We start from the raw sequence: 22,960 nt of genomic DNA, 5'->3' as shown, positions 1-22,960 counted from the left end.
TAGGCCTAGCGATATGCTTCCATCCAGCCCAGGCTCTGCTCGGTTGACCCGCCGGGTTTGTATTCGGCGCCCAAGGGCGTATCCCACCCCATCTCGGCCAATGCCGCGAAAATCGCGCTGTAATTCAACTCACCTTCATCGGGGCGCCCGCGCGTAGGCACACCGGCGAATTGAACGTGGCCAATGATCGGAAACAGATCCCGCGCACGGGTGATCACGTCGCCTTCAGTCCGGCCCACATGATAGCAGTCGAACATCAGCCGTAGGGCGGGGTGGGCGATCTCGGAGATGATCTCGCGCGCCTGATCGGTAGTGGTTAGAAAGTAGCCCGGCGCGTCGTGACGGTTCAGCGGCTCGATCAGCAGGCCGATGCCATCCGCCATCTCGCAGGCATAGCGCAGGTTGCGGATGAAGGCCTCGTGGGCCTGCGGCCCCGCGGCGAACCCAGCCATCACATGGACGTTTTGCGCCCCAATCGCGCGCGCATAGATCAGCGCTTGGTCAATCGCGGCGCGGGCCTCGGGCTCACGACCAGGCAGGGCGCTGAGCCCGTTTTCCCCATTGTCGCCGCGGATCGTATTGATCCCCAGAATCGGCAACCCCGTGTCGTCCAGCGCCGCTTTCACGGCCCCTGGATCCTGGGCATAGGGCCAATGGGCCTCGACCGCATCGAAACCTGCCGCTTTCGCAGCGCGGATCGCATCGGGCAGGGACAGTTCAGACCACAAAAACCCGAGATTGGCGGAAAAGCGGGGCATCATCGCGCCTCGAAGGTTAGCGCGCCGGTGAGCCGTTGCGGGCCGAGCGCGTTCATCTCCACCACCAACGCACCATCTGCGCCAGGCGAAAAACGCACCGATTGCCCGTCACCTGAGGCCAGCGCAACCGCATCGGCTGCGGCATCGCCGCTGACCTGCAACAGATCCTCGGACGGGCCGGTGAATTGCACTTGGCCCGCGGCGCTGCCGCCCGATATCGCGACGGTCCAACGCCCTTCGAACCGGCCTTGCACCGTTGCGCATCCCAAAACGCCCGACCAAGTCGTGCCCTCGGATGCCGCATCCAGGCTGCAGCGGATGCGCAGCCGCGCGCCATCTGGGGCCGTCAGCCGGGCATTGGTCGCCCATGCGCCCGACATCCAGCCCGGAACCTCCGCCGCGACGGGGCCAGCCGCCAGCAGAGAAGCCGCTAAAACCAATGCTCTCATACGCGCCTCATCCATTTCATCAGACCGGGGAGTAATCCTAGATCGGCCAGCAGGGCCATCCACAAGGCCAAGATCACGAATGCGCCAAATTCCGGCAGGCTGGCCGTCGCGCTGAACACCGTGGCCACAAACCCCAATGTCATCAACAGCGTCGAGGCGACCATCGGCGGCCCGGCATGGGCCAACGCATCGGCCAATCGGTCTGTGGCCGGGGATCTGCGCCAGCGGTTCAGGAAGTGGATCGTGTCATCCACCGCAATCCCGAACGCCACGGTCAGCGCGAAGGCGCCCGCCATCGACATGCCCATACCGGTCACCACAAGCACCGCCTCAATTGCCATCATCGGCAGCGCGCTGATCGCCGTGGCCAGCAGCGCCAGGGGGATGGACCGCAGCGCAATCGCCACAACCAGCGCAATCGCTGCCAGCGCGAAGTAGAACGACATCCGCATCGCAGCGACGGTGTCGGGCACAACCTCATGGGCCAAGAGCGATTGCCCCGCCAATTCGGTCACATCGGAGAGACCTGCCGCCTGCAGCCCGGTCTGCAAATCGGTCAGGGCGGCGCCAAACGCCACAGGATCGGTATCGAGCGGCAGCAGGATCGGCAGCGCCACGGATAGGCCATCTTCGGCGCGGAAGCGGTCGGGTACCTGCGCCATGTCGTCGGTATTGGTGCCCTCCAACACGATCCGGGCCACCGCGCCGACCCGCTCAAGATCGGCATCGCTCAGGCCCGCCTCGCCATCGGCATCGGCGATTTCAACGAACAGGCTCGCCGAGCCCAGGCCGACCTCCGCCATATAGGCCAAGTCTTGGCCAAGTGGGCTGCTTTCGCGGATGTGCTCAGACAAGGAGAATGTCGGCACCGCCCGGTTCAGCGCTGGCACCAAGACCAGAGCCACCAGGATCGCCGCGGCGGCAATCGCCTTCGGGGCGCGCAGCCCGGCCAAAGCCGGGCGGATCACACCGTCAAAACCCGCCGGACGCGCCATCGGATCTTTCATCAACACGCGCGCGAGGATCGGAAAGGTCAGTGCCACGGCTCCGAAGGCGCAGAGCATCGAGACCGGTCCCCAGATCGCAAGGGCCCACAACGCTTCCGTTCCCGCAAATGCGAAGCTCGCCAAGGCAAGGGCCGAGGTCAGCGAGGTCATCGCCGCCGCCGGTAGGACCGTGCGGATCGCCTCGCGCAGGCCGGTGTCCCGGGCGGCGTAAAACAGGTGTAGCGTATCGGCAAAGGCGAGCACCATGACCAGCGTCGGCAGGGTCGCGAGCCAGGGGTCCAGCGGCCGACCCAGCCAGCCGAGCAAACCTGTGAACCACAACACCCCGCAGATCGCAGGCACCGCGCAGACAATAACCGCGGGGATCGAGCGCAGGATCAATGCGCCTGCCACCAGGCAGATCAAGATTGCCAGTGGGGTGACCACCGCCTGGTCGCGGACCAACGCAAAACTGATCTGCCGTTCCACTGCCTGCTGACCCACTGCGCGCACCTCTAACGGGGCGGCGGCCTCGGCCAAGGCGGGCAGGGCGGCAGCGATCTGGCCCGCCTCGGCGTCATCGGTGGCGATCACATGCAACAGCGCGGCACTGCGATCCTCGGTCACCAAGGCGCGCGCCGCGGCCCCGGTTTGCAGGACGGCCTCGAACCGGTCATCCAGCGGAGCGTCGGGCGGGCTGAGGATTTGCGGCGTCGTGGTGCCGGGCGTTGGGATCGAAAACAGGCTGACAACTTCGGCGACGCCGTCGCTGAATTGCAGATCCAGCACCAAATCTTCCAACGCGGCGAAGGTGTTGGGATCGGCCAGATCTTCGGCCTGGATCAACAGCGCCTCGTCGGATTGGCCCAGGGCAAAGCGGTCTTGGAAGGCGGCATAAGCCAGATAGCCATCCGAATTGCCGCGCAAGGCAGCCACCACGTCTGCCTCGACCTGCATCCGCTGGGCGCCCAGAAGCGCAACGATTGTCACACACAGCGCAATGAGCGCAGCGGCCCAAACGGCAAAAGGGCCGCTGGATCGGGTCGGGGCTGTCGTCATGTCTGCTCGGGCGCCTCTTTGATGTGGCGTGCAAGATAGCGCATCGAACGGAGGGGGCAAAAGGGCGCGTTGCCTCTTGCTTCAGATCGATCTGGGCTGGCTTGGCGCGGCTGCCGACGGCGTATCGCATTTCAAACGATTGAGTTCTTCAATTGAAAACCTCTTAGTCATTCGGTTATCCTGCGCGACATGATCAACAAACTCGAAATGTTCATCGCCGTGGCCCGGGAGGGCCATTTTGGCCGCGCCGCAGAAAGCCTCGGCCTGACACAACCGACCCTGTCGACCGGGATCAAGCAGCTGGAAGATACGCTGGGCGTGCAGCTGATTTTTCGGGGCTCACGTTTTGGGGGGCTGACACCGGAAGGCCAGCGCGCGCTGGTCTGGGCCCGGCAGATCGTGGCCGATACCCGCACGTTCCGCCAGGAAATGCGCACGGCGCGCCATGGACTGTCTGGGATCGTGCGCTTGGCGGTGATCCCCACCGCGCTGACCTGGGCCGCAAAGCTATCGGCCGATTTCTCTCGCGTGCATCCCAATATCCGCTTCACCATCCTCAGCCGCACCTCGTCCGAAATCCTGTCTATGTTGGAGAATTTAGAGGTTGAGGCGGGGCTATCCTATCTCGACAACGAGCCATTGGGGCGGGTGACGACGCAGGCCATTTACCGCGAGCGCTATACAATTGTCGCCCATCGCGATTCAGCGCTTGCGCTGCAATCCGAGATTGCCTGGGCCGATCTGGAGGGCGAAAACCTATGCCTTCTGACCCCTGACATGCAAAATCGCCGCATTATCAACGAGTTCTTTATGGAGGCCGGCATCGCGCCCCAAGCTCAGGTGGAAAGCAACTCCACCGTCGTTCTGGCCGCACATGTCATGGCGGGCGATTGGATTACGGTTTTGCCGGAAAATCTGGCGCAATTCCTGTCCGCCGGGAAACCCGAATTGGTGATCCGTCAGATCTCGGGCGCAGGGCCGGGCCACGTGGTCGGTTTGGTGGCCCCGCATCGTGAACCGCACACGCCGGTTCTCAAGGCGTTGCTTGCGCGCGCGGCCGCGCTCGCCGATTGAAAACATCAATCGCCCAACGGGACTGCGATATTGAATCGCAATGCTCCGCATGCAACCTGGACGTGTCAGCCTGCGGAGCCAGCTATGTCATCGGATCAAACCGACACCATCGTTTCAGAAATTCTCTCTAGAAATCAGGATCTTGAAGGGCCACTCCTGCCGATCCTGCATGATGTACAGGCCGAGTTTGGATGTATTCCCGACGCTGCCCGGGCGCCGATTGCCCATGCGCTGAACATCACCGAGGCGGAGTTGCATGGCGTGATTTCGTTTTATCACGACTTTCGCCGCGACCCCGCTGGCAAACATGTGCTGAAGATTTGCCGCGCTGAAGCCTGTCAGGCCGTTGGTGCCAGTGCGATGAGCGCGCAGGTGCTGGACAAGCTGGGTCTGACCTGGGGGCAGACCAGTGCCGATGGGCGCCTGACGGTCGAGCCGGTCTATTGTCTGGGCCTGTGTGCTTGCGGACCCGCCGCGATGGTTGACGGACAATTGAGAGGCCGCGCGACTGCCGAAGATCTGTTGGCAGAGGTAGCGCTATGAAGGTCTATGTTCCCCGCGATGCCGCCGCAAAAGCACTCGGCGCCGATGCTGTCGCCGCCGCCTTCAAGGCTTCTGGTGTTGAGGTCGTTCGCAACGGGACCCGCGGCATGATTTGGCTGGAGCCGTTGGTCGAGGTTGAGCGCGATGGCGCGCGTATTGGGTACGGCAATGTCACGCCCGCCACGGTTGCTGGCATCTTGGACGGATCGGCGGAGAGCCTAGGCAATGTAGAGGACATCCCATTTTTTGCGCGTCAGAACCGGCTGACCTTCCAGCGCTGCGGTCTCACCGATCCGCTGTCGCTCATCGATTATGAGGCCCATGGCGGCCTGGCCGGTTTGCGCCGGGCAGTGGCGATGTCGGCGGAACAAATTGTCGAAGAGGTCACAACCTCGGGCCTGCGCGGTCGTGGCGGTGCGGGGTTCCCGACGGGGATCAAGTGGAACACCGTGCGCCAGGCCGATGGGCCGCAGAAATACATCGTCTGCAATGCCGATGAGGGCGACAGCGGGACCTTTGCCGATAGGATGATCATGGAAGGCGATCCCTTCTGCCTGATCGAAGGCATGGCGATTGCGGGCCTCGGGGTTGGAGCCACGAAGGGCTACATCTATCTGCGCTCGGAATATCCCGATGCGATTGAAGTGATGAATGCCGCCATTGAGATTGCACGCGAAAACAATGTCTTGGGCGACGTTCTTCAATCCGGTCAGCACTTTGATATCGAAGTGCGGGTCGGTGCCGGGGCCTATGTGTGTGGGGAAGAAACTTCGCTTCTGAACTCCCTGGAAGGCAAACGCGGCGTCGTCCGCGCCAAGCCACCTCTGCCCGCCTTGGAGGGCTTTCTGGGGCGCCCAACGGTCGTGAACAATGTGATCTCGCTGGCGACGGTTCCGGTGATCTTCGAGAAAGGCGCCGCGCATTATGCCAGTTTCGGGTTGGGGCGCTCGAAAGGGACGATGCCGATCCAGATCGCGGGCAATGTGAAATATGGTGGCCTGTTCGAGACCGCCTTCGGGATGCCGCTGGGTGATTTGGTGAATGACATCGCGGGCGGCTCGGCCAGCGGACGGCCCGTAAAAGCCGTGCAGGTCGGTGGACCGCTCGGCGCGTATTTTGCTCCGGAAAAGTTCGACACGCCGTTTGGCTATGAGGAATTCGATGGCGAGGGTGGTCTGATTGGCCATGCGGGGATCGTCGTGTTCGATGATAGCGCGGATATGTTGGGCATGGCGCGCTTTGCGATGGAATTCTGCGCGGTGGAAAGCTGCGGAAAATGCACGCCGTGCCGCATCGGCGCGCGACGCGGGGTCGAAACCATCGACCGCATCGGTCAGGGCGACGCCTCGGCGATCCCGCTATTGGTCGATCTGTGTGAAACGATGAAAGACGGCTCGCTCTGCGCGCTGGGCGGCTTCACGCCTTATCCGGTGATGAGCGCGTTGGAACAATTCCCAGAGGAATTTGCCGTCACGCGGGAGGCGGCGGAATGAAGGGTTTCGCTCGACAATCGCCGAGCGACCCGAGCGAGGGGGCCAGCCCCCTCGCGCTCCCCCGGGATATTTTTGAAACAAAGAAGATGCGCGGAGCGTTAGGCCAATGAAAGATTTCATCATTCCCTGGGACGACGACCGTGATATGGGCACGCCTGCCAAAGTGGGTGCGCCTGTTACACTGACGGTGGATGGGTTCGCGGTGACCGTGCCTGAGGGCACAAGCGTCATGCGCGCCGCCGCCGAGGCGGGTCTGCAGATCCCCAAACTGTGCGCGACCGACAGCGTTGAGGCGTTCGGGTCCTGTCGTCTGTGTGTGGTTGAAATCGAAGGTCGGCGCGGCACGCCAGCCTCCTGCACCACACCGGTGGCTGAGGGTATGGTCGTCCGCACCCAATCGGAGAAGGTCAAGAAGATCCGCACCGGCGTGATGGAGCTTTATATCTCCGACCACCCGCTGGATTGCCTGACCTGCGCGGCCAATGGCGATTGCGAATTGCAGGATATGGCCGGGATGGTTGGCCTGCGCGACGTGCGCTATGAGGCGCCTGAAAATGGCGGCCTGGCCAACCATTTCGAACAGCGGACCGGTGGTGAAGCCAACCCCGAATGGCTGCCGAAAGACGACAGCAACCCGTATTTTACCTATGATCCGTCGAAATGCATCGTCTGCTCGCGTTGCGTGCGGGCCTGCGAGGAAGTGCAGGGGACCTTCGCACTGACCATCGAAGGCCGGGGCTTTGACAGCCGGGTCAGCGCTGGCGGCCCGAGCGATGATTTCCTGGGCTCTGATTGTGTGTCCTGCGGCGCCTGCGTGCAGGCCTGCCCGACCGCGACTCTGCAGGAGAAATCGGTAATTGAATTGGGCACGCCCGAACGATCGGTCATCACGACCTGCGCCTATTGCGGGGTGGGATGCTCGTTCAAGGCCGAGTTGAACGGCGATGAGTTGGTGCGGATGACACCTTATAAGCATGGCGAGGCGAACCGCGGCCATTCCTGCGTCAAGGGGCGCTTTGCCTGGGGGTATGCCGACCACCAGGACCGGATCCTGAACCCGATGATCCGCGACAGCATCGACCAACCGTGGCGCGAAGTGTCGTGGCAAGAGGCGCTGGACTTCACGGCGGGTCGCCTGAAATCGATCCGCGAGACATATGGCCGCAAGTCAATGGGCGTGATCACGTCCAGCCGCTGCACCAACGAAGAAACCTATCTGGTGCAAAAACTGACGCGGGCGGTGTTCCAGAACAACAACACCGATACCTGCGCGCGGGTTTGTCACTCACCAACCGGCTATGGCCTTGGCCAGACCTTTGGGACCAGCGCGGGCACGCAGAATTTCGACAGCGTGATGCATACCGATGTCGCGGTGATCATCGGGGCCAACCCCACCGACGGTCACCCTGTTTTTGCCAGCCGCCTGAAAAAGCGCCTGCGCCAAGGGGCGAAGCTGATCGTGATTGATCCGCGGCGCACCGATATCGTGCGTTCGGCCCATATCGAGGCCTCCCATCACTTGCCGCTGCGGCCCGGCACCAATGTGGCCGTGGTGACGGCGCTGGCCCATGTGATCGTGGATGAGAAGCTCTACGATGAGGACTTCATCCGCACCCGGTGCGACTGGGAGGAATTCCAGGAATATGCCGAATTCGTCAGCGATGTGCGCCATTCGCCGGAAATGACCGAAATGCTGACCGGTGTGCCCGCAGAAGAGCTGCGGGCGGCGGCCCGTCTGTTTGCCACCGGCGGAAACGGTGCGATCTATTACGGTCTGGGCGTGACCGAGCACAGCCAAGGCTCCACCACCGTGATGGGCATCGCCAACCTGGCCATGATGACCGGCAATATCGGGCGCGAGGGCGTGGGGGTGAACCCGTTGCGCGGGCAGAACAACGTGCAAGGCTCATGCGACATGGGGTCTTTCCCCCATGAATTGCCCGGCTATCGCCATGTGAAAAACGCCGATGTGCGCGAGATCTTTGAAAATGCCTGGGCGGTGGAGATCGACCCAGAGCCCGGCCTGCGCATCCCGAACATGCTGGATGCCGCGGTGGCGGGCACGTTCAAGGCGCTCTATTGCCAAGGTGAAGACATCCTGCAATCGGACCCCGACACGAAACATGTGGCGGCGGGTCTGGCGGCGATGGAATGTGTGATCGTCCACGACCTGTTCTTGAACGAGACCGCGAATTACGCCCATGTCTTCCTGCCCGGCTCGACCTTCCTGGAAAAGGACGGGACCTTCACCAATGCCGAACGCCGCATCAACCGCGTACGCCAGGTGATGAAGCCGAAAAACGGCTATGAGGATTGGGAGGTGACCCAATTGCTTGCCAATGCGATGGGCGCGGGTTGGCATTACACGCATCCCAGCCAGATCATGGATGAGATCGCGGCCACCACACCCGGCTTTGCCAATGTGAATTACGAAATGCTGGAAGAGCGCGGATCGGTCCAGTGGCCGTGCAATGATGCGGCGCCCGAAGGCTCACCCATCATGCATGTGGATGGGTTTGTGCGCGGCAAGGGTCGGTTTATCGTGACCGAATATATCGCAACCGACGAACGCTCGGGCCCTCGCTTCCCGTTGCTGCTGACGACGGGCCGGATCCTGTCGCAGTATAATGTGGGCGCCCAGACGCGGCGGACGGAGAATTCGGTCTGGCACAACGAGGATCTTCTGGAAATCCACCCCCATGACGCCGAAGTGCGCGGCGTGAAAGAGGGCGATTGGGTCAAGCTGGCCTCGCGGTCGGGCGAGACATCTTTGCGCGCCACGATCACCGACCGGGTCAGCCCCGGCGTGGTCTACACCACCTTCCACCACCCCGATACGCAAGCCAATGTCATCACCACCGACTATTCCGATTGGGCCACGAATTGCCCGGAATACAAGGTGACGGCGGTGCAGGTGGGGCTGTCGAATGGCCCGACCGAGTGGCAGAAGGATTACAACGCCCAGGCCGAACAGTCGCGGCGCATCCTGCCGGCGGCAGAGTGACACCGACCCGGTCCATATCCGCGGGCGCCTTTGGCCCCGAGGGCGCGCGGGATGTCGCGCGTTCCTTGCCCGAGGAAGTGCCGGTTGCGGTGACCTGCAACGGGTCGACCCAGGCTGTGATGATGTGCTCTCCGACGGATCTGGAAGATTTTGCTGTTGGGTTTGCTCTGACGGAAGGGTTCGCGCGGCGTGAGCAGATCGAGAGCGTTGAGATTATCGAGTTAGAGGCCGGGATCGAGGCGCGGCTTTGGATTGCCGAAGAGGCCGCGGATGCCCTGGGTGCGCGCCGTCGCGCATCGATGGGGCCGGTGGGCTGCGGGCTCTGCGGGATCGACTCGTTAGAGCAGGCGCTGCGCGATCTTCCGGTTCTGGGGCAGAGCGGGTCGATTGATCTGGCGGATGCTGCAGCTGCCCCCGATGTGCTGCGCGCCCATCAACCCATGCATGATTTGACCCATGCGGTTCACGCAGCCGGTCTGCTGATGCCGGGGCGTGGGATCGTCATGGCGCGCGAGGATGTGGGCCGTCACAATGCACTGGACAAACTGATCGGCGCCTGCGGGCGCGCAGATCTCGACATGTCCGAAGGCGCCGTGGTGCTGACCAGCCGTGTGTCGGTTGAGATGGTTCAAAAGACCGTGCTCGCGGGCTGCCCCATCCTGATCGCAGTGTCGGCGCCCACGGCCCATGCGGTGCGGCTTGCGGATGCTGCGGGCGTGACGGTTGCTGCTTTTGCCCGTGCGGGCCGCCTTGAGGCCTTCACCCATCCGTCCCGTATCGACCGGAGTCACATCGATGTCGCATGACAAGCTGGCCCGCATGGCCAATCAAATCGCCTCGTTTTTCGCCACGCAGCCCGGCGCCGACCAGGCTGAGCGCGTCGCGGCGCATCTGAACGACTTTTGGGGCCCTGAGATGCGCGCGGAATTGAAGGCGCAGGCGGCCGAGGATGATAGCGATCTGGCCCCGCTGGTGCGAGATGCGCTGCCACTTATTTAGATTTCTCTGTTGTGAGCGCTGCTGAGCGTTTGTTCGAAAACGCCAGGCTCTCCCGCCAGTGACACGCAGGCAAAGCCTGCGGTCGCCTGTTGGGCGTGGCCGAGGCGGCCGCGTGCCTTCGGCCCGGTGCCCGCCTCGGCGGTTGCGCTTCACTCCCGCTGCTGGGCATCGATGGCCGCCTTTGGACCCGCTGATGCCAGCAGCGCTTGAGGATCACGGCGAGTTGCGGCTAGAAAGGTTCCAACATCCGGCCCCCAGTTTCACATAATGGAACCAGACATGTCCGATACCCGCGCCAATCGCCGTTACCGTTCGCAGGAATGGTTCGACAATCCCAACAATCCGGGCATGACCGCGCTGTATCTGGAGCGGTATCAGAACCAGGCCTTCACCCAGGGCGAGTTGCAGGCTGAAAAGCCCATCGTCGGGATCGCCCAGACCGGCTCTGATCTGGTGCCGTGCAACAAAATCCACGTCTTTCTCATGGACCGGATCAAGGCGGGCATCCGCGATGCGGGCGGCATCCCGTTGGAATTCCCAGTGCATCCGATCCAGGAGACGGGCAAACGGCCCACCGCGGCGTTGGACCGGAACCTGCAATATCTCTCGCTGGTCGAGGTGCTGCACGGCTATCCCGTTGATGGGGTCGTTCTGACCACGGGCTGCGACAAGACCACACCTGCCATGCTGATGGGCGCGGCCACGGTCGATCTGCCAGCCATTGCGCTGAATGGCGGGCCGATGCTGGATGGCTGGTACAAAGGCAAGCGCGCCGGATCCGGCACGTCGATCTGGGAGGGGCGGCGCCTGCTTGCCAAGGGTGAGATCGACTACAAGGACTTCATGGAACTGGCCTGCGCCTCGTCCCCAAGCTTGGGCCATTGCAACACAATGGGCACGGCCTCGACGATGAACGCCCTGGCAGAGGCACTTGGCATGACATTGCCGGGGGCGGCTGCCATCCCCGCGCCCTTCCGCGAGCGGATGGAGATGGCCTACCTGACCGGCCGCCGCGCCGTTGAGATGGTGGAAGACGACCTGAAACCGTCCGACATCCTGACCCGCGCGGCGTTTGAAAATGCGATCAAGGTGAACACGGCCATCGGTGGCTCCACCAATGCGCCGCCGCATCTGCAGGCTTTAGCGCGCCATGCCGGTGTGGACCTGAACGTGACGGATTGGGAAAAGATCGGCCACGCGCTGCCCCTGTTGGTGAATATGCAGCCCGCCGGTGAATATCTGGGCGAAAGCTTTTTCCGCGCGGGTGGCGTGCCAGCGGTGATGGGGGAATTACTGGCCGAAGGCTATCTCGACGGCAGCGTCATGACGGCTTCGGGCAAGCCGCTCGCCGAGGCGCTGGGACAGGCGCGCTCCCTGGATCAGGACGTCATTCGCCCCGTCGCCAACCCGATGCGCGCAGAGGCGGGCTTCGCCGTGCTCTCCGGCAATCTCTTCGACAGCGCGCTGATGAAAACCTCGGTGATCTCCGAGGAGTTCCGCACGCGCTTCCTGAAAGACAATGCCTTTGAAGGCCGCGCCATCGTGTTTGAAGGTCCGGAGGATTACCACGACCGGGTCAACGATCCGGATCTGGAGATCGGCGAGGATTGTATCTTGTTCATCCGCGGTGTGGGGTGCGTCGGCTATCCCGGCTCGGCCGAAGTCGTGAACATGCAGCCGCCCGATGCACTGATCAAAGACGGGATCAAGCACCTGCCCACCGTAGGAGATGGCCGCCAGTCCGGCACCTCTGAAAGCCCGTCCATTCTGAACGCCTCCCCCGAATCCGTGGTCGGTGGCGGCCTTGCCTATCTGCAAACCGGAGATCGCGTGCGGCTCGATCTGAACGAAGGCACCTTGAATGCGCTTGTCCCCGAGGCGGAATGGCAGGCCCGTATCGCCGCCTGGACTCCGCCGGAGATCCACCACCAAACCCCCTGGCAAGAGCTTTATCGCAGACATGTGGGGCAATTGGCCGATGGCGGCTGCCTGGAACTCGCGACCGCCTATCAGCGCATCGCCAAGGATCTGCCACGCGACAATCACTAAATCGCGTCGGGCCCGGTTCGTACCCCCAACTCTAAATTCCCTCTTTCATCTTGGCCAAGAAACTCCGGGGGAGGCGTAGCCGGGGGCAGAGCCCCTCACACATCTCCACCCCTTGCAAGGCCTATGGACAATGCGGGGCGGGCGCCCGAGCCGTAGGCGAGGGCGCCCGCCCCCCGGCGACGCCGAAGGCGGCGCAATCCCTAAAGCTGTTTCAAAGCGACGGACAAATCCCCGTATCCCGTGAAGCGGCGCTCGAACCGAAGTCCCAGGGCGCGCGCGTGACCGCGGGCCAGCTCAGTCAGCGCAGGATCCTCCACCTGCGCTTGATAAACGAGTTTCTCGTAATTGCCGAAATACATGTCGCGCAGTTCCGGGTGGCGATCCAGGCCCAAGGGGCGGGTCACGAAGGCGTCGAATTGCCGGACCAGAAAGTCCGTCAGGTAGAACGCCGTCATTTCATCCCTTGAGGCAAAGGCGTCGTTGCCCTCGAAGAACGCGTAACAATGCGGGCCTGCCAGCATCTCGACGCCCAGGTCAGCACAGCGGCTTTGTAACAATCCACCTGTGCCGCAATCGGCATAGACGACAAAGATGCGGTCATACTCCGCGCGCTTCGCCGTGACCGCGGTCTCGACGGCGTTGGGAATTCTATCCGGTGTGTTGTGAAGTTTCGCGGGCAGACAGTGAAGGTCCATGTGATCCCAATGGTTTAGGCGGATCAGTGCCAGGATTTCATGGGCCAAAGCCCCACAGGCCAGCAGCAGGATGCGCCCCTTTTGTGGGGTGATCATGCCGTGTTCGAACAGATCGTCATCTTGGGTGTGCATTGAAACAGACTTCACTCCGCTGTGCGCTCACGCACCCGTCACTTGAGCGGAGGTGATTTTAAGCGGATTTTCACACCAACACTCTAGGGCCGTCGCGCCATCACTCACATGACCATACGCATAAGGGATACCACGATCATGGCAAGCACAACCACAAACACCCGCAGCTTCTCGGTGCCAACCATTTCTTTTGATACACTTGTTCTGCTGTTGTTGTCCGGCGCCGCCGGGACGTTGGCGTTCGATCTCTGGGGCAAAGCGATTGCGCCGCTGCTGGGTCTGGGCGGTTTGGCGCCGGTTGGGCTGGCCCGAGGGTTCCTGGGGGCGCTGGGTCTGCCCAACGGCGCGCCTTGGGGCAATGCCATGCACCTGTTCGCTGTTGGTCTTGTCGCCTATCCGGTTGGCTGGCTCTATATTGCGCGGCCAATCTTTGCCAAGGTCATGCCCGGCCTGCATTGGTCAATCAGTTCAGCGATTTATGGCGTGGCGCTCTGGATCTTCGCCATCGGCGGCATCGCGGCTTTTGCGGGCAACCCTGCCTTCCTCGGCTTTGCGCGCATCGCTTGGGTCGCTCTGGCAGGCCACGTGATCTACGCCATCGTCGCTGCCGCAACAATTGCCTATATGGAAAAACGCCAGGGCTAGATCCCAAAACATCCCCGTGCGCGCAGATCGCGCGGGGACATCTTATGCCGGGTCGTCACTCCGATGGCCCGGCATCGCGGTTGCGTAGCGCGACAAAACTCGCCGCTGTCACCAGCCCGCCGACGGCCAGTGGCGCCAGAATCGCAATCAGCCCGTTCCCGATGGCCAGGACAAACCAGATGGCCAGGCCCGAACCGACCAGAATGAACGCGAAAAACCCAAGGATGATCTTGGCTTGAATGGACAACATGCTCGGCTCCGTCGGTTTTGTCTCAGGCCGAGACGTGGCGCGGCATATGGATCTGCCAAGCGCGACGGATCATCGCGGTTGGTTTGGTCGGCGCCCGAAAATTGTCAGGGTGATCCCCGCAAGGATGACAAGGCCCGCCAGCGCCTCTGTCAGGGTCACGCCTTCGCCCAAAACCAATGCAGCCGTGACAATCCCCACCACAGGGATCAGTAGCGCGAATGGCGTGATCAGCGCCGCGGGATGACGCGACAAAAGCCAGCCCCAGATCGAGTAGCCCACGACGGTCGAAATCACCGCCACATAGGTCACGCTGACCCAGCCTTGAAGACTCATCTGCGCGATTGTGCTGATCGGGGTAGGGCCTTCGAAGGCGAGCGACAGCGCCAGCATCAGGGGCGGCGGCACAAGGCTTGCCCAAAGAAACAGCGCCAGCATGTTGACGCCCGGAAGGCGCCGCAACACCAGATTGCCCACGGCCCACGACAACGCGCCGCACAACACAAGCGCCAGGCCCAATGCGGTGATGTTGCCACCGCTGGCGAGACCGATGGCGATCAGGCCCGCGCAAGCCAGGGCGATCCCGGCCATCTGGGTCGGCGTCACCCTTTCCTTATAGACCAGACTGGCCAAAAGGATTGTCAGCGGCGCCTGACTTTGCAGGATCAATGAGGCCAAGCCTGCCGTCACATCCGCGCGCATGGCGGAAAATAGGAACCCGAATTGCCCTGAATTGATCAACACCCCCACCGCGATGATCGCTGTCCAAGGGGCCGGGCGCGCAAAGAGCAGCAGGAACGGCACCAGAATGGCGAAGCGCAGGCCCACGAATAGCAGCGGCGGCAAATCCTCCAATGCCAGCTTCATGGCCGAGAAATTCGTCCCCCAGGCAAATACCACCAGCAAAACCAGCGCAAGATCGCGGGGCGGCATCATCTGGATCGGGACGATAAAGTCATGGGGGCAGCTAAGCCGCCTCCGGCCGATTTAGTCCAGACTATCTGTGAACATCGCCAATCGCTCCCCCATCCTGGTCCAGCCCAGGCTTGTGTAGAACCCTTCTGCCGCATCGGTAGGATCTGCGACCACCCAGATCTCGGAACAGGACAAATCGCGGGCCAGGCTCCAAAACCGCGCCACCAATTGTGTGGCCAATCCGCGACGCCGAAACGGACCTGCCACGCCCAGCTCGTTGATCCACATTTGCGGCGGTTTATCGGGGTGGTGGTAGTGCATGCCAGAGATCATACCGACGATCTGCCCCCGCGTTCGGGCCATCGCCAAGTGTAGCCGCGGATCGGCGAGGTAGCTTTCCAGCAGATCGGGCTGCAAGGGGCCGTCGAAGACATCGCCGTGCACTGAATCGAATAGGGGCGCGTCATCCGGACCGGTCAGATGGATCGTGACATCCATCGACCCGCCTCCGCCTCAGGCGCTCGCAGCCATCTGGTTATGCTTGCGCTTCACAAAGTCTTTCGCCGTTTCCACCGCCACGGCGGCGTCCCGGCAATAGGCATCGGCGCCGATCGCCTTGCCGAATTCCTCGTTCAACGGCGCGCCACCCACCAGCACGATGTAATCGTCGCGGATACCTTTTTCGTTCAGCGTGTCGATCACGACTTTCATGTAGGGCATCGTGGTGGTCAAAAGCGCGGACATACCCAGGATATCCGGCTGTTCGGCCTCTAGCGCTTCCAGGTAGCTTTCGACGGCATTGTTGATGCCCAGATCGACAACCTCGAACCCGGCGCCCTCCATCATCATCGACACAAGGTTCTTGCCGATATCGTGGATGTCGCCCTTGACCGTGCCGATCACCATCTTGCCGACGCGGGGGGCGCCGGTTTCGATGAGCAGGGGTTTCAGGATCGCCATGCCGCCCTTCATCGCGTTGGCGGCCATCAAGACTTCGGGCACGAACAGGATGCCATCGCGGAAATCATTGCCGACGATGGTCATGCCGCCCACCAGCGCCTCGGTCAGGATGCGGTAAGGTTCCCATCCACGCTCCAGCAGGATGTTCACCCCCTCCTCGATCTCTTCTTTCAGACCGTCATAGAGGTCGTCGAACATCTGCGCGACGAGGTCTTCGTCATTCAGCTCAGATAGGATGATATCGTCTTCTTCATCGGACATTGTGACAGACCTCCGCCGCCGTGTGGTTGAAATAGTCTTTGTGGCAAAGGCACCGAAAGACTTGGCAAATTGCGACGCCGTTCCAACCGCTTGCGACCTTCGGTGCCCTGATCATGCCTTACGCGGCCCGCCGCCGCCGGGCGAGCGCCAAACCCCCCAGGCCGGTCAGCATCAGCAGCGCCCCGGCTGGAAGGGGCACCGGCGCGATCTGCGCCACGAAGGCGTCGGCCAGGATGGTATGAACAGCCTCTGTCGGGTGCAGGCCGTCATAGTTGATATATGTATTGGCGATGGCCGGATCGATTGCCGCGCAGGAGCTTGCGATTGATCCGTCCGCATTGAAGGTCACGCAGGCATCCATCACGTTAGTGAAGCCAAGGGCACCCGCATTGCTGAGAACCTGATCGAACAAACTGAACGTGTCGAAATACTGGATGTCGGCTCCGGTTGGGGCCAGCGTCGCCAATCCACCGAGCAGGGCGGTGTTGAACCCTTCCGATGCCTGTCGCGCGGCGGCAGAGGCGAAGGGATCGCTGTTCACGCCGGGCAATTGACCCAGATCCGGCAAACCGAAAACGATGATCGAATCGAAGCCCGCGCCGATCAGGGTGGTAACATTCGCCACGATGCTGCCGACAGCGTTTTGGATAATGGTTTGCGCGGTCGCGGGCGTCGCCACGCGCAGATCGTTGCCGCCGAACCAGACCGCGGCCAAGGGATTGGCGCCCAGGGTCGGGTCGTCGTCCAGGAAGGCTTGCGCCTGTTCCGCGAAGTCCGACCGCGTCGGGTTGCCGACCGCCGTCGCCCCGCCGACGGCGTAATTGGTGCCCGACCCCAGGTCGGCTCCGACTTGTGCGGCCCAGACATCGCCATTGGTGGCCTGCCCACTGGGATAGAGGGCATTGCCAAATCCGCCCGACAAATTGCCTGGATCGCTGAGGCTGTCGCCAAAGACGTAAAGATCGGTGAATGCGCCAATCGAGACTGCATGGGCCGTCATGGGCGCAAGGGCCAGGGCGGCTGCAAGTGCAAGGTGTTTCATCAATGTTCCTCCCAAATCGATGTGGCGCCAGCGAAGGGACATTGGCGTAGCCTGTCTAGCTTTACCTTGCGTGCTCTCGACAATGTTCGCACTTTGTTCTACATTTTGAGCATGGCGCAGAATTCTATATCCGGGCTGCCGCGCCCCCGTGCGCGGGCCGCGTCCAGCAATCACGCGGGGCGGTTCGAACGGCTGTCGGCTGAGCTTGTCGATGACGGGTGGGGTTTGCCCGACGATCTGCCACCGTTGCGCACCGAGGTGAGTGTTAAGGTGCCGCGGCGCGTCATCACGCGCAACACCTCGCCCGATATCGCGTTTGATCGCTCGATCAATCCCTATCGCGGGTGTGAGCATGGCTGCATCTATTGCTTCGCGCGGCCCACCCACGCCTTTCTCGGCCTGTCGCCGGGGCTCGATTTCGAAACCCGGCTGGTGGCGCGCCCCGATGCGCCCGCTGTTTTGGAAACCGAACTGCGCCGCAAATCCTATCGCTGCGACGTGATTGCCATCGGGACCAATACCGACGCCTATCAACCGATTGAGCGTGACCGGAAGATCATGCGCGGCATCTTGCAGGTGCTGCAGGCCTTTCGCCACCCGGTAGGCATCGTCACGAAGGGCACGTTGGTGGAACGTGACATCGATATCCTGTCTGAGATGGCGGGCGATGGCCTGGCGCGGGTTGGACTGTCGGTCACCACGCTTCAAGGTGACTTGGCGCGCAAGATGGAGCCGCGGGTGCCATCGCCCAAGCGCCGCTTGCAGGCGGTCGAGCGGCTGTCGAACGCCGGGGTGCCGGTGCGGGTGATGATCTCGCCCATCGTGCCGGGCCTGACCGACCATGAGATTGAGGCACTTGTGATTGCCGCGCGCGATGCGGGCGCCGTGGCCGTCAGCATGATCCCCTTGCGCCTTCCGCGAGAGGTGGCGGGCCTTTGGCGCGATTGGCTGGCCGAGCATTATCCGCACCGGTTGGAAAAGGTGATGTCCAAGATCCGCGATATGCATGGCGGGCAGGATTACGATGCCGAATGGGGCAAGCGTATGACGGGGCAGGGGCTCTGGGCCGATCTGTTGCAAAAGCGTTTCGCCCGCGCGCGCCGCGCCGCGGGGTTGGAGGTGGAATTGCCGCCCCTGCGCACCGACCTGTTCCAGGTGCCGCTGGCCAAAGGCGATCAATTGGCGTTGTTCTAAAGCTCTCATGGGCTGAGCTTTTTGGCGATGGCCGCGACGGTGTTCCGGTTCCGCATCGTCGCGCGGTGGAAGATCGGCAAGGCCAGTTTCGATTTGCCCATCCCATCCGGGAAATGCACGGCCAGATGCCTAGCCACAATCGCCAACTCTTCACTGGTTTGGTGCTTCGGGGCGGCCAGATCATCGCTAATGGCGCGCTCAGACCCGAACAGAATGCCGACCCGGCTGCCCTCGGCGCCCTCAAAGGGCAGTTGGTCCAGGATCTCGGTCAAGGTCTGTGCATCGCGCAGGAAAACGGGGCAGGGCGCGCCCATATGCGCCTGCAACGCGGTTTCGAGATGCGCTGTCGCCATGTCATCGTCGAGGTCTGAGCCAAATAACAGGTTGCCGCTCGCCAGATGCGTCTCTGGCGCATCAAATCCGATCTCAGCGGCCAGCGCGCGCAGATCGGCCATCGGCAGCTTGCCGGTGCCGCCCACATTCACCGCACGCAGAAACGCAACGCGCCGGGTCATTAGGCACGCGCACGGCGGCGTCCTCGGCGTTCGCGCGCCGGGGCGGAGGCGGTATCGCCGGTCCCGTCAGAGGCCGAAGAGAAGCCGCCCATGGCCGCGGTGATATCGTCCAAGCTGGGTGCTTCGGCGCGGGGTGTGGTTTCCAAGGCGCGGCGCATCTGGCTCAGATGCTCTGGCGTCGTGCCACAGCAGCCGCCGATGATCGTCGCGCCCGCATTCCGCGCCAGGATCGCATATTGCGCCATCAATTCGGGCGTGCCGTCATAGTGGATGTGCCCGTCGACATATTTCGGAATGCCCGCATTGCCCTTAGCGATAACAGGCCGTTCGCTGCCCGCAGCGCGAAAGCCGAGCACCGTGCGCAACAGATCCGATGCGCCAACACCGCAATTGGCGCCATAGGCCAGCGGCGGATGCGCGAGGCGTTCAACCATCCGCGCCATCTCGGCTGAGGTCACCCCCATCATCGTGCGGCCAGCGGTGTCGAAGCTCATCGTGCCACACCACGGCATCTGAGCCAGCGCCGCGGCTTCGGCGGCGGCCTTGTATTCTTCGGGCGCCGAGATCGTCTCGACCCATAGCACATCGGCGCCACCCGCTTTCAGGCCCTCGGCTTGCTCATGGAACATTTCGACGGCCAAGTCGTGGGTCAGCGCGCCCATCGGCGCCATGATCTCGCCGGTCGGGCCGACGGATCCGGCAACCACAACCTGCCGCCCCGTCGCATCCGCGACGTCACGGCCAATCTCGGCGGCGGCTTTGTTGAGCTCGAAGACACGGTCCTGCGCGTCATGCAGTTTCAGTCGCGCCGCAGTGCCGCCGAAGGAATTGGTCAGGAACAGGTCAGACCCGGCATCGACCGCGCCTTTGTAAAGCGCATGGATGCGGTCCGGGTGATCGATGTTCCATAGCTCCGGCGCATCGCCCGATTGCAGCCCCATATTGAACAGGGTCGTGCCTGTCGCGCCGTCGGCCAAAAGCCAGTCGCGGGATTGCAGCAGTGTGGACAGGATATTCGACATGGGCGCGCACCTTTTTCGATGCGCCACAGATGCAGGGACACTCTATTATGAGCAATCCCGAAAATCTGCATGTTTTTTATGAGCTAGGTTCAAGAAGGCCGAGTCAGGCCTCGTCCATCAGCTGTGCTTTTGCGATCGGCAGAAGGGCGTCGTATTTGGCGCGCACCTCGGCTTCGGGGATCTTACCGCCCAGATCGCCCAGCACCTTGCGCATGACGTCTTCGTGTCCAGCCTCCTCGAAATCGGCTTTGACCACCTCGGCGGCATAGGCGGTGGCGTCATCGCCGGATTTGCCCAAGGCCTCGGCCACCCAAAGACCCATCAACTTGTTGCGGCGCGCCTCGGCCTTGAACTGCATCTCGGCATCATGGGCGTACTTGTTTTCGAAAGCGTTTTCGCGGTCGTCGAAACTCGACATGATCGGCCTCCCGGTGGCGGTGTGACAGTTATGAACCCTTAGATCGCGCATCGGCGGCGGGGGCAAGGGGCCGGGCGGGCAAATTGCCACGATCTGGCCGCGAAGGGGTCATATGTGCGTCCAGCCAGCGCGTTCATTGTGATGCTACAGGCTTCAGGTTTCATAGAGTAGTAGGGAAAGCGTCGGTGGTTCAGTTTTTGCAAGTGCGCGCGCAGGTGAAGGCCTTGGCGCCCCGACCTGCACTAAGCGAGGGCGCGGCTCGGGCGCGCGCCTTGCTGATCCCGTCTGTCTTTGTCGCAATGGCCAATGGTGAGTTGCAACCGGCGGAGGCGAAAGAATTTGTCGCTATCATCGCCGACGACAGTCTTCTCAAGGCAGTTGCGGCGGAAGAAACAGATATCATCAATCTGATCGAAGCCCTTCAAGACCAAGTGTGCTATGCCGATCCGGAAGACCTGATCTCGGAGGTGATCGACTTTCTGAACGCCGAGGAACGGGTAAAGTCGATTTCCTATGCCCTCCGCATCGCCAATGCGGACGGCGATTTCGATGCCGAGGAACAGGGCACGCTGCTGGGATTGGCCAAGATGTGCGGCGTCAGTCCCGCGCAGATTAACAAGATGCTGCAAGCGCGATCGGGGGCCGTCCAATGACCAACAAAACACCCGACGCGTCGAACTTCTCGCTCTACCTGATCTTTTCGGAAGGTCTCCAATTCACCACAAGCCAGATCCAGACTGCCTTGCTGGAGGATTTCCCCGACTTGGACATTGATGTCACGCAAAACATGGATTTTCCGGCCGCCTGCGACACCGATCAGGCCATTCCGATGGCACCGATCTTGATGGGCGCGCGAGGTGCCGATGCTATCATGGTCAATATGATGCGGCTGCCGGGATATGGGATATGGGATCCTAAAGCTGTGCAACCGCGCCAGTTGCTCGCCTGCGCCGACTATGATCTCAAGGGCGCGCTCACCCGGAACCGGTCCTACTTGTGCGTGTCGGTCGATGCCAAATCGAACACATTGGAAGATCGGTTTCGTGCCGCACGGCTGGCCTCTTGCGTCGGGGCGCTGTTCGCGGAATTGCCCATTTGTCTTGGCGCTTATTGGGAACCGGCGGATCATTTTCTCTCGCCACAGGGTGTCCGCGAGATGGCCCAAACGGCGATGGAGGATGGATGGCCCGTGCGAAGCTGGGTTGGCGTCAGCCTTGCTTCTCTTCAGGCCGCAGATCCGCGAGGGCGCCCCTGGTCGACGGGCAGCACCTTGGGGTTGCGGTATTTCACCGGCTACGAGATGCAGCTTGTTGCGGCGCCTTACGATCTTGACCGGTCCTGTTCAACGCTTTGGGGCATGGCGTGGCTGCCGCTGGTGTCTGGCAACCAGTTTGCTGAAGGTCACACAATTGGCGACGAAGGCGGCGCAGAGGAAGACAAGCTGCGCCTGCGATGGCTGCCGAAAGGGGCTACCTCAAAACGCGTCAAATCGGATCCACTCCCGTTCGACACATTCATTGCCATCCATCCTGAAAGCCCGTTTGACGAAGCCGCGTATTTCGGCAAGCGCTGGGGGCGGTCGCGTCGCAAACAGGTGATCACGCAAGCGCCGCGTCCGAATTTCTTCAAACGGATGATGGGCCGCGGTCACGCCTAAGCCTGCCTTGCGGGGCTGATCCGATTGGCTTATAGCGCCGGGGCGGTGTGGGGATATGCACCGACTGGAACAGGACACCCAATGGCACGGCGCAAAAAGGTCTACGAAGGCAAGGCCAAGATCCTCTATGAAGGCCCTGAACCCGGAACGCTGGTGCAGTATTTCAAGGATGATGCCACCGCCTTCAACGCCGAAAAGCGCGATGTGATTGACGGTAAAGGCGTGCTGAACAACCGTTTGAGCGAATTCTTCATGACCGGCCTGAATGGCGTTGGTGTGCCCACACATTTCATCAAACGCATCAATATGCGCGAGCAGCTGATCCGCGCTGTCGAGATCATTCCGCTGGAAGTCGTGGTGCGCAATGTGGCCGCCGGATCGATCTGTACGCGCCTGGGCATCGAAGAGGGCACACCCATGCCGCGGCCCATCGTCGAGTTCTATTTCAAGAACGACGACCTTGGCGATCCCATCGTGTCTGAAGAACACATCATCGCATTTCAATGGGCCGCCCAGCAGGATCTGGATGACATGGTGTCGTTGGCCTTGCGCGTTAACGATTTCCTTAGTGGTTTGATGTTAGCTGTCGGCATCAAACTTGTGGACTTTAAGATTGAAATTGGCCGGATCTGGGATGGCGATTTCATGCGGTTGATCGTGGCCGATGAGATTTCGCCGGATTCGTGCCGGTTGTGGGATATCGAAACGGGCAAGAAGCTCGATAAGGATGTGTTCCGCCGGGACCTGGGCGATTTGGCGGACGCATATACAGAGGTGGCCAGGCGTCTTGGCGTCATGCCGCAAGGGCCGTCGGGCGTATCGAAACCGACGCTGATCAATTGA

At 62.0% G+C, this 22,960-nt stretch carries 24 protein-coding genes; 12 read left to right on the top strand and 12 right to left on the bottom strand.

The genetic code is table 11. The features are described 5' to 3' along the window. Positions 1-5 precede the first annotated feature (5 nt). From V8J82_RS16145 to V8J82_RS16135, 3 genes are read right to left on the bottom strand one after another with little or no spacing between them, the layout of a single operon-like run. The gene (locus V8J82_RS16145; RefSeq protein WP_339976541.1) at positions 6-758 is read right to left on the bottom strand and encodes a hydroxypyruvate isomerase family protein; all 753 of its coding nucleotides are present in this window, start codon (positions 756-758) and stop codon (positions 6-8) included. Continuing rightward, a complete protein-coding gene (locus V8J82_RS16140) occupies positions 758-1,207 on the bottom strand; it encodes a hypothetical protein (protein WP_339976539.1) in 450 nt (149 codons plus the stop codon). The genes V8J82_RS16145 and V8J82_RS16140 overlap by 1 nt, the downstream gene beginning before the upstream one ends. Further along, positions 1,204-3,252, bottom strand: a complete 2,049-nt coding sequence (locus V8J82_RS16135) for an MMPL family transporter (RefSeq protein ID WP_339976537.1) — start codon at positions 3,250-3,252, stop codon at positions 1,204-1,206. The genes V8J82_RS16140 and V8J82_RS16135 overlap by 4 nt, the downstream gene beginning before the upstream one ends. Before the next feature lie 189 nt (positions 3,253-3,441). Here V8J82_RS16135 and V8J82_RS16130 point away from each other — a divergent pair, with 189 nt between their 5' ends. The 7 genes from V8J82_RS16130 (at position 3,442) to V8J82_RS16100 (ending at position 12,414) form a co-directional block, all read left to right on the top strand. After that, complete coding sequence (locus V8J82_RS16130; RefSeq protein WP_339976535.1) at positions 3,442-4,326, top strand: LysR family transcriptional regulator; 885 nt, start codon at positions 3,442-3,444, stop codon at positions 4,324-4,326. Between the two features lie 84 nt (positions 4,327-4,410). Beyond that, the gene (locus V8J82_RS16125) at positions 4,411-4,869 is read left to right on the top strand and encodes a formate dehydrogenase subunit gamma (RefSeq protein WP_339976533.1); all 459 of its coding nucleotides are present in this window, start codon (positions 4,411-4,413) and stop codon (positions 4,867-4,869) included. Continuing rightward, the gene (locus tag V8J82_RS16120; RefSeq protein WP_339976531.1) at positions 4,866-6,362 is read left to right on the top strand and encodes an NADH-ubiquinone oxidoreductase-F iron-sulfur binding region domain-containing protein; all 1,497 of its coding nucleotides are present in this window, start codon (positions 4,866-4,868) and stop codon (positions 6,360-6,362) included. Before V8J82_RS16125 ends, V8J82_RS16120 begins: the two co-directional genes overlap by 4 nt. A gap of 106 nt (positions 6,363-6,468) precedes the next feature. After that, positions 6,469-9,366 carry a formate dehydrogenase subunit alpha gene (fdhF, locus tag V8J82_RS16115; protein ID WP_339976529.1) on the top strand — a complete coding sequence of 966 codons (2,898 nt, stop codon included), beginning with the start codon at positions 6,469-6,471 and terminating at the stop codon, positions 9,364-9,366. After that, positions 9,363-10,172 carry a formate dehydrogenase accessory sulfurtransferase FdhD gene (gene fdhD / locus V8J82_RS16110; RefSeq protein WP_339976527.1) on the top strand — a complete coding sequence of 270 codons (810 nt, stop codon included), beginning with the start codon at positions 9,363-9,365 and terminating at the stop codon, positions 10,170-10,172. The genes fdhF and fdhD overlap by 4 nt, the downstream gene beginning before the upstream one ends. Beyond that, a complete protein-coding gene (locus tag V8J82_RS16105; protein ID WP_339976525.1) occupies positions 10,162-10,365 on the top strand; it encodes a formate dehydrogenase subunit delta in 204 nt (67 codons plus the stop codon). Before fdhD ends, V8J82_RS16105 begins: the two co-directional genes overlap by 11 nt. Positions 10,366-10,644: 279 nt before the next feature. Beyond that, positions 10,645-12,414 carry an IlvD/Edd family dehydratase gene (locus V8J82_RS16100; RefSeq protein WP_339976523.1) on the top strand — a complete coding sequence of 590 codons (1,770 nt, stop codon included), beginning with the start codon at positions 10,645-10,647 and terminating at the stop codon, positions 12,412-12,414. A 200-nt stretch (positions 12,415-12,614) separates the two neighbouring features. On the opposite strand, the gene V8J82_RS16095 is transcribed toward V8J82_RS16100, so the two are convergent. Continuing rightward, a complete protein-coding gene (locus V8J82_RS16095) occupies positions 12,615-13,241 on the bottom strand; it encodes a DUF1638 domain-containing protein (protein WP_339976521.1) in 627 nt (208 codons plus the stop codon). 138 nt (positions 13,242-13,379) lie between these two features. Between V8J82_RS16095 and V8J82_RS16090 the strand changes: the two genes are divergently transcribed. Continuing rightward, positions 13,380-13,886, top strand: coding sequence for a hypothetical protein (locus V8J82_RS16090; protein ID WP_339976519.1), 507 nt, complete (start codon positions 13,380-13,382; stop codon positions 13,884-13,886). A gap of 55 nt (positions 13,887-13,941) precedes the next feature. On the opposite strand, the gene V8J82_RS16085 is transcribed toward V8J82_RS16090, so the two are convergent. The 5 genes from V8J82_RS16085 to V8J82_RS16065 form a co-directional block, all read right to left on the bottom strand. Further along, positions 13,942-14,136: a hypothetical protein gene (locus V8J82_RS16085; RefSeq protein ID WP_339976517.1), complete on the bottom strand. Its 195-nt coding sequence runs from the start codon at positions 14,134-14,136 to the stop codon at positions 13,942-13,944. 69 nt (positions 14,137-14,205) lie between these two features. Beyond that, positions 14,206-15,066 (bottom strand): EamA family transporter, encoded by an 861-nt coding sequence (locus V8J82_RS16080; protein WP_339976515.1) that lies wholly within the window; start codon positions 15,064-15,066, stop codon positions 14,206-14,208. A gap of 54 nt (positions 15,067-15,120) precedes the next feature. Then, positions 15,121-15,546 carry a GNAT family N-acetyltransferase gene (locus tag V8J82_RS16075; RefSeq protein WP_339976513.1) on the bottom strand — a complete coding sequence of 142 codons (426 nt, stop codon included), beginning with the start codon at positions 15,544-15,546 and terminating at the stop codon, positions 15,121-15,123. 15 nt (positions 15,547-15,561) lie between these two features. Next, complete coding sequence (locus tag V8J82_RS16070; protein WP_339976511.1) at positions 15,562-16,269, bottom strand: corrinoid protein; 708 nt, start codon at positions 16,267-16,269, stop codon at positions 15,562-15,564. A gap of 118 nt (positions 16,270-16,387) precedes the next feature. Beyond that, a complete protein-coding gene (locus tag V8J82_RS16065; protein WP_339976509.1) occupies positions 16,388-17,311 on the bottom strand; it encodes an SGNH/GDSL hydrolase family protein in 924 nt (307 codons plus the stop codon). A 111-nt stretch (positions 17,312-17,422) separates the two neighbouring features. On the opposite strand from V8J82_RS16065, the gene V8J82_RS16060 reads away from it, so the two are divergent. Then, on the top strand, positions 17,423-18,505 hold the full coding sequence (locus V8J82_RS16060; RefSeq protein WP_339976507.1) for a PA0069 family radical SAM protein: 1,083 nt from the start codon (positions 17,423-17,425) through the stop codon (positions 18,503-18,505). A gap of 5 nt (positions 18,506-18,510) precedes the next feature. Here V8J82_RS16060 and V8J82_RS16055 read toward each other — a convergent pair whose 3' ends face one another. The 3 genes from V8J82_RS16055 to V8J82_RS16045 all read right to left on the bottom strand — a co-directional run bounded on the left by V8J82_RS16055 (position 18,511) and on the right by V8J82_RS16045 (position 20,460). After that, positions 18,511-19,020: a DUF1697 domain-containing protein gene (locus V8J82_RS16055; protein WP_339976505.1), complete on the bottom strand. Its 510-nt coding sequence runs from the start codon at positions 19,018-19,020 to the stop codon at positions 18,511-18,513. Next, complete coding sequence (bmt, locus tag V8J82_RS16050) at positions 19,020-20,042, bottom strand: betaine--homocysteine S-methyltransferase (RefSeq protein ID WP_339976503.1); 1,023 nt, start codon at positions 20,040-20,042, stop codon at positions 19,020-19,022. Before bmt ends, V8J82_RS16055 begins: the two co-directional genes overlap by 1 nt. 103 nt (positions 20,043-20,145) lie before the next feature. After that, complete coding sequence (locus V8J82_RS16045; RefSeq protein ID WP_339976501.1) at positions 20,146-20,460, bottom strand: DUF1476 domain-containing protein; 315 nt, start codon at positions 20,458-20,460, stop codon at positions 20,146-20,148. Positions 20,461-20,645: 185 nt separating this feature from the next. On the opposite strand from V8J82_RS16045, the gene V8J82_RS16040 reads away from it, so the two are divergent. The 3 genes from V8J82_RS16040 to purC all read left to right on the top strand — a co-directional run bounded on the left by V8J82_RS16040 (position 20,646) and on the right by purC (position 22,960). After that, complete coding sequence (locus V8J82_RS16040; protein WP_339976499.1) at positions 20,646-21,113, top strand: TerB family tellurite resistance protein; 468 nt, start codon at positions 20,646-20,648, stop codon at positions 21,111-21,113. After that, a complete protein-coding gene (locus V8J82_RS16035) occupies positions 21,110-22,117 on the top strand; it encodes a hypothetical protein (protein ID WP_339976497.1) in 1,008 nt (335 codons plus the stop codon). Before V8J82_RS16040 ends, V8J82_RS16035 begins: the two co-directional genes overlap by 4 nt. An 81-nt stretch (positions 22,118-22,198) precedes the next feature. After that, positions 22,199-22,960, top strand: a complete 762-nt coding sequence (gene purC / locus V8J82_RS16030; RefSeq protein WP_339976495.1) for a phosphoribosylaminoimidazolesuccinocarboxamide synthase — start codon at positions 22,199-22,201, stop codon at positions 22,958-22,960.

Origin of the sequence: Gymnodinialimonas mytili, assembly GCF_037544085.1 — a bacterium.
Lineage (GTDB): Bacteria > Pseudomonadota > Alphaproteobacteria > Rhodobacterales > Rhodobacteraceae > Gymnodinialimonas > Gymnodinialimonas mytili.
The sequence above is the reverse complement of the archived record's forward strand: the minus strand, read 5'-3'. Positions and strand labels throughout refer to the sequence as shown.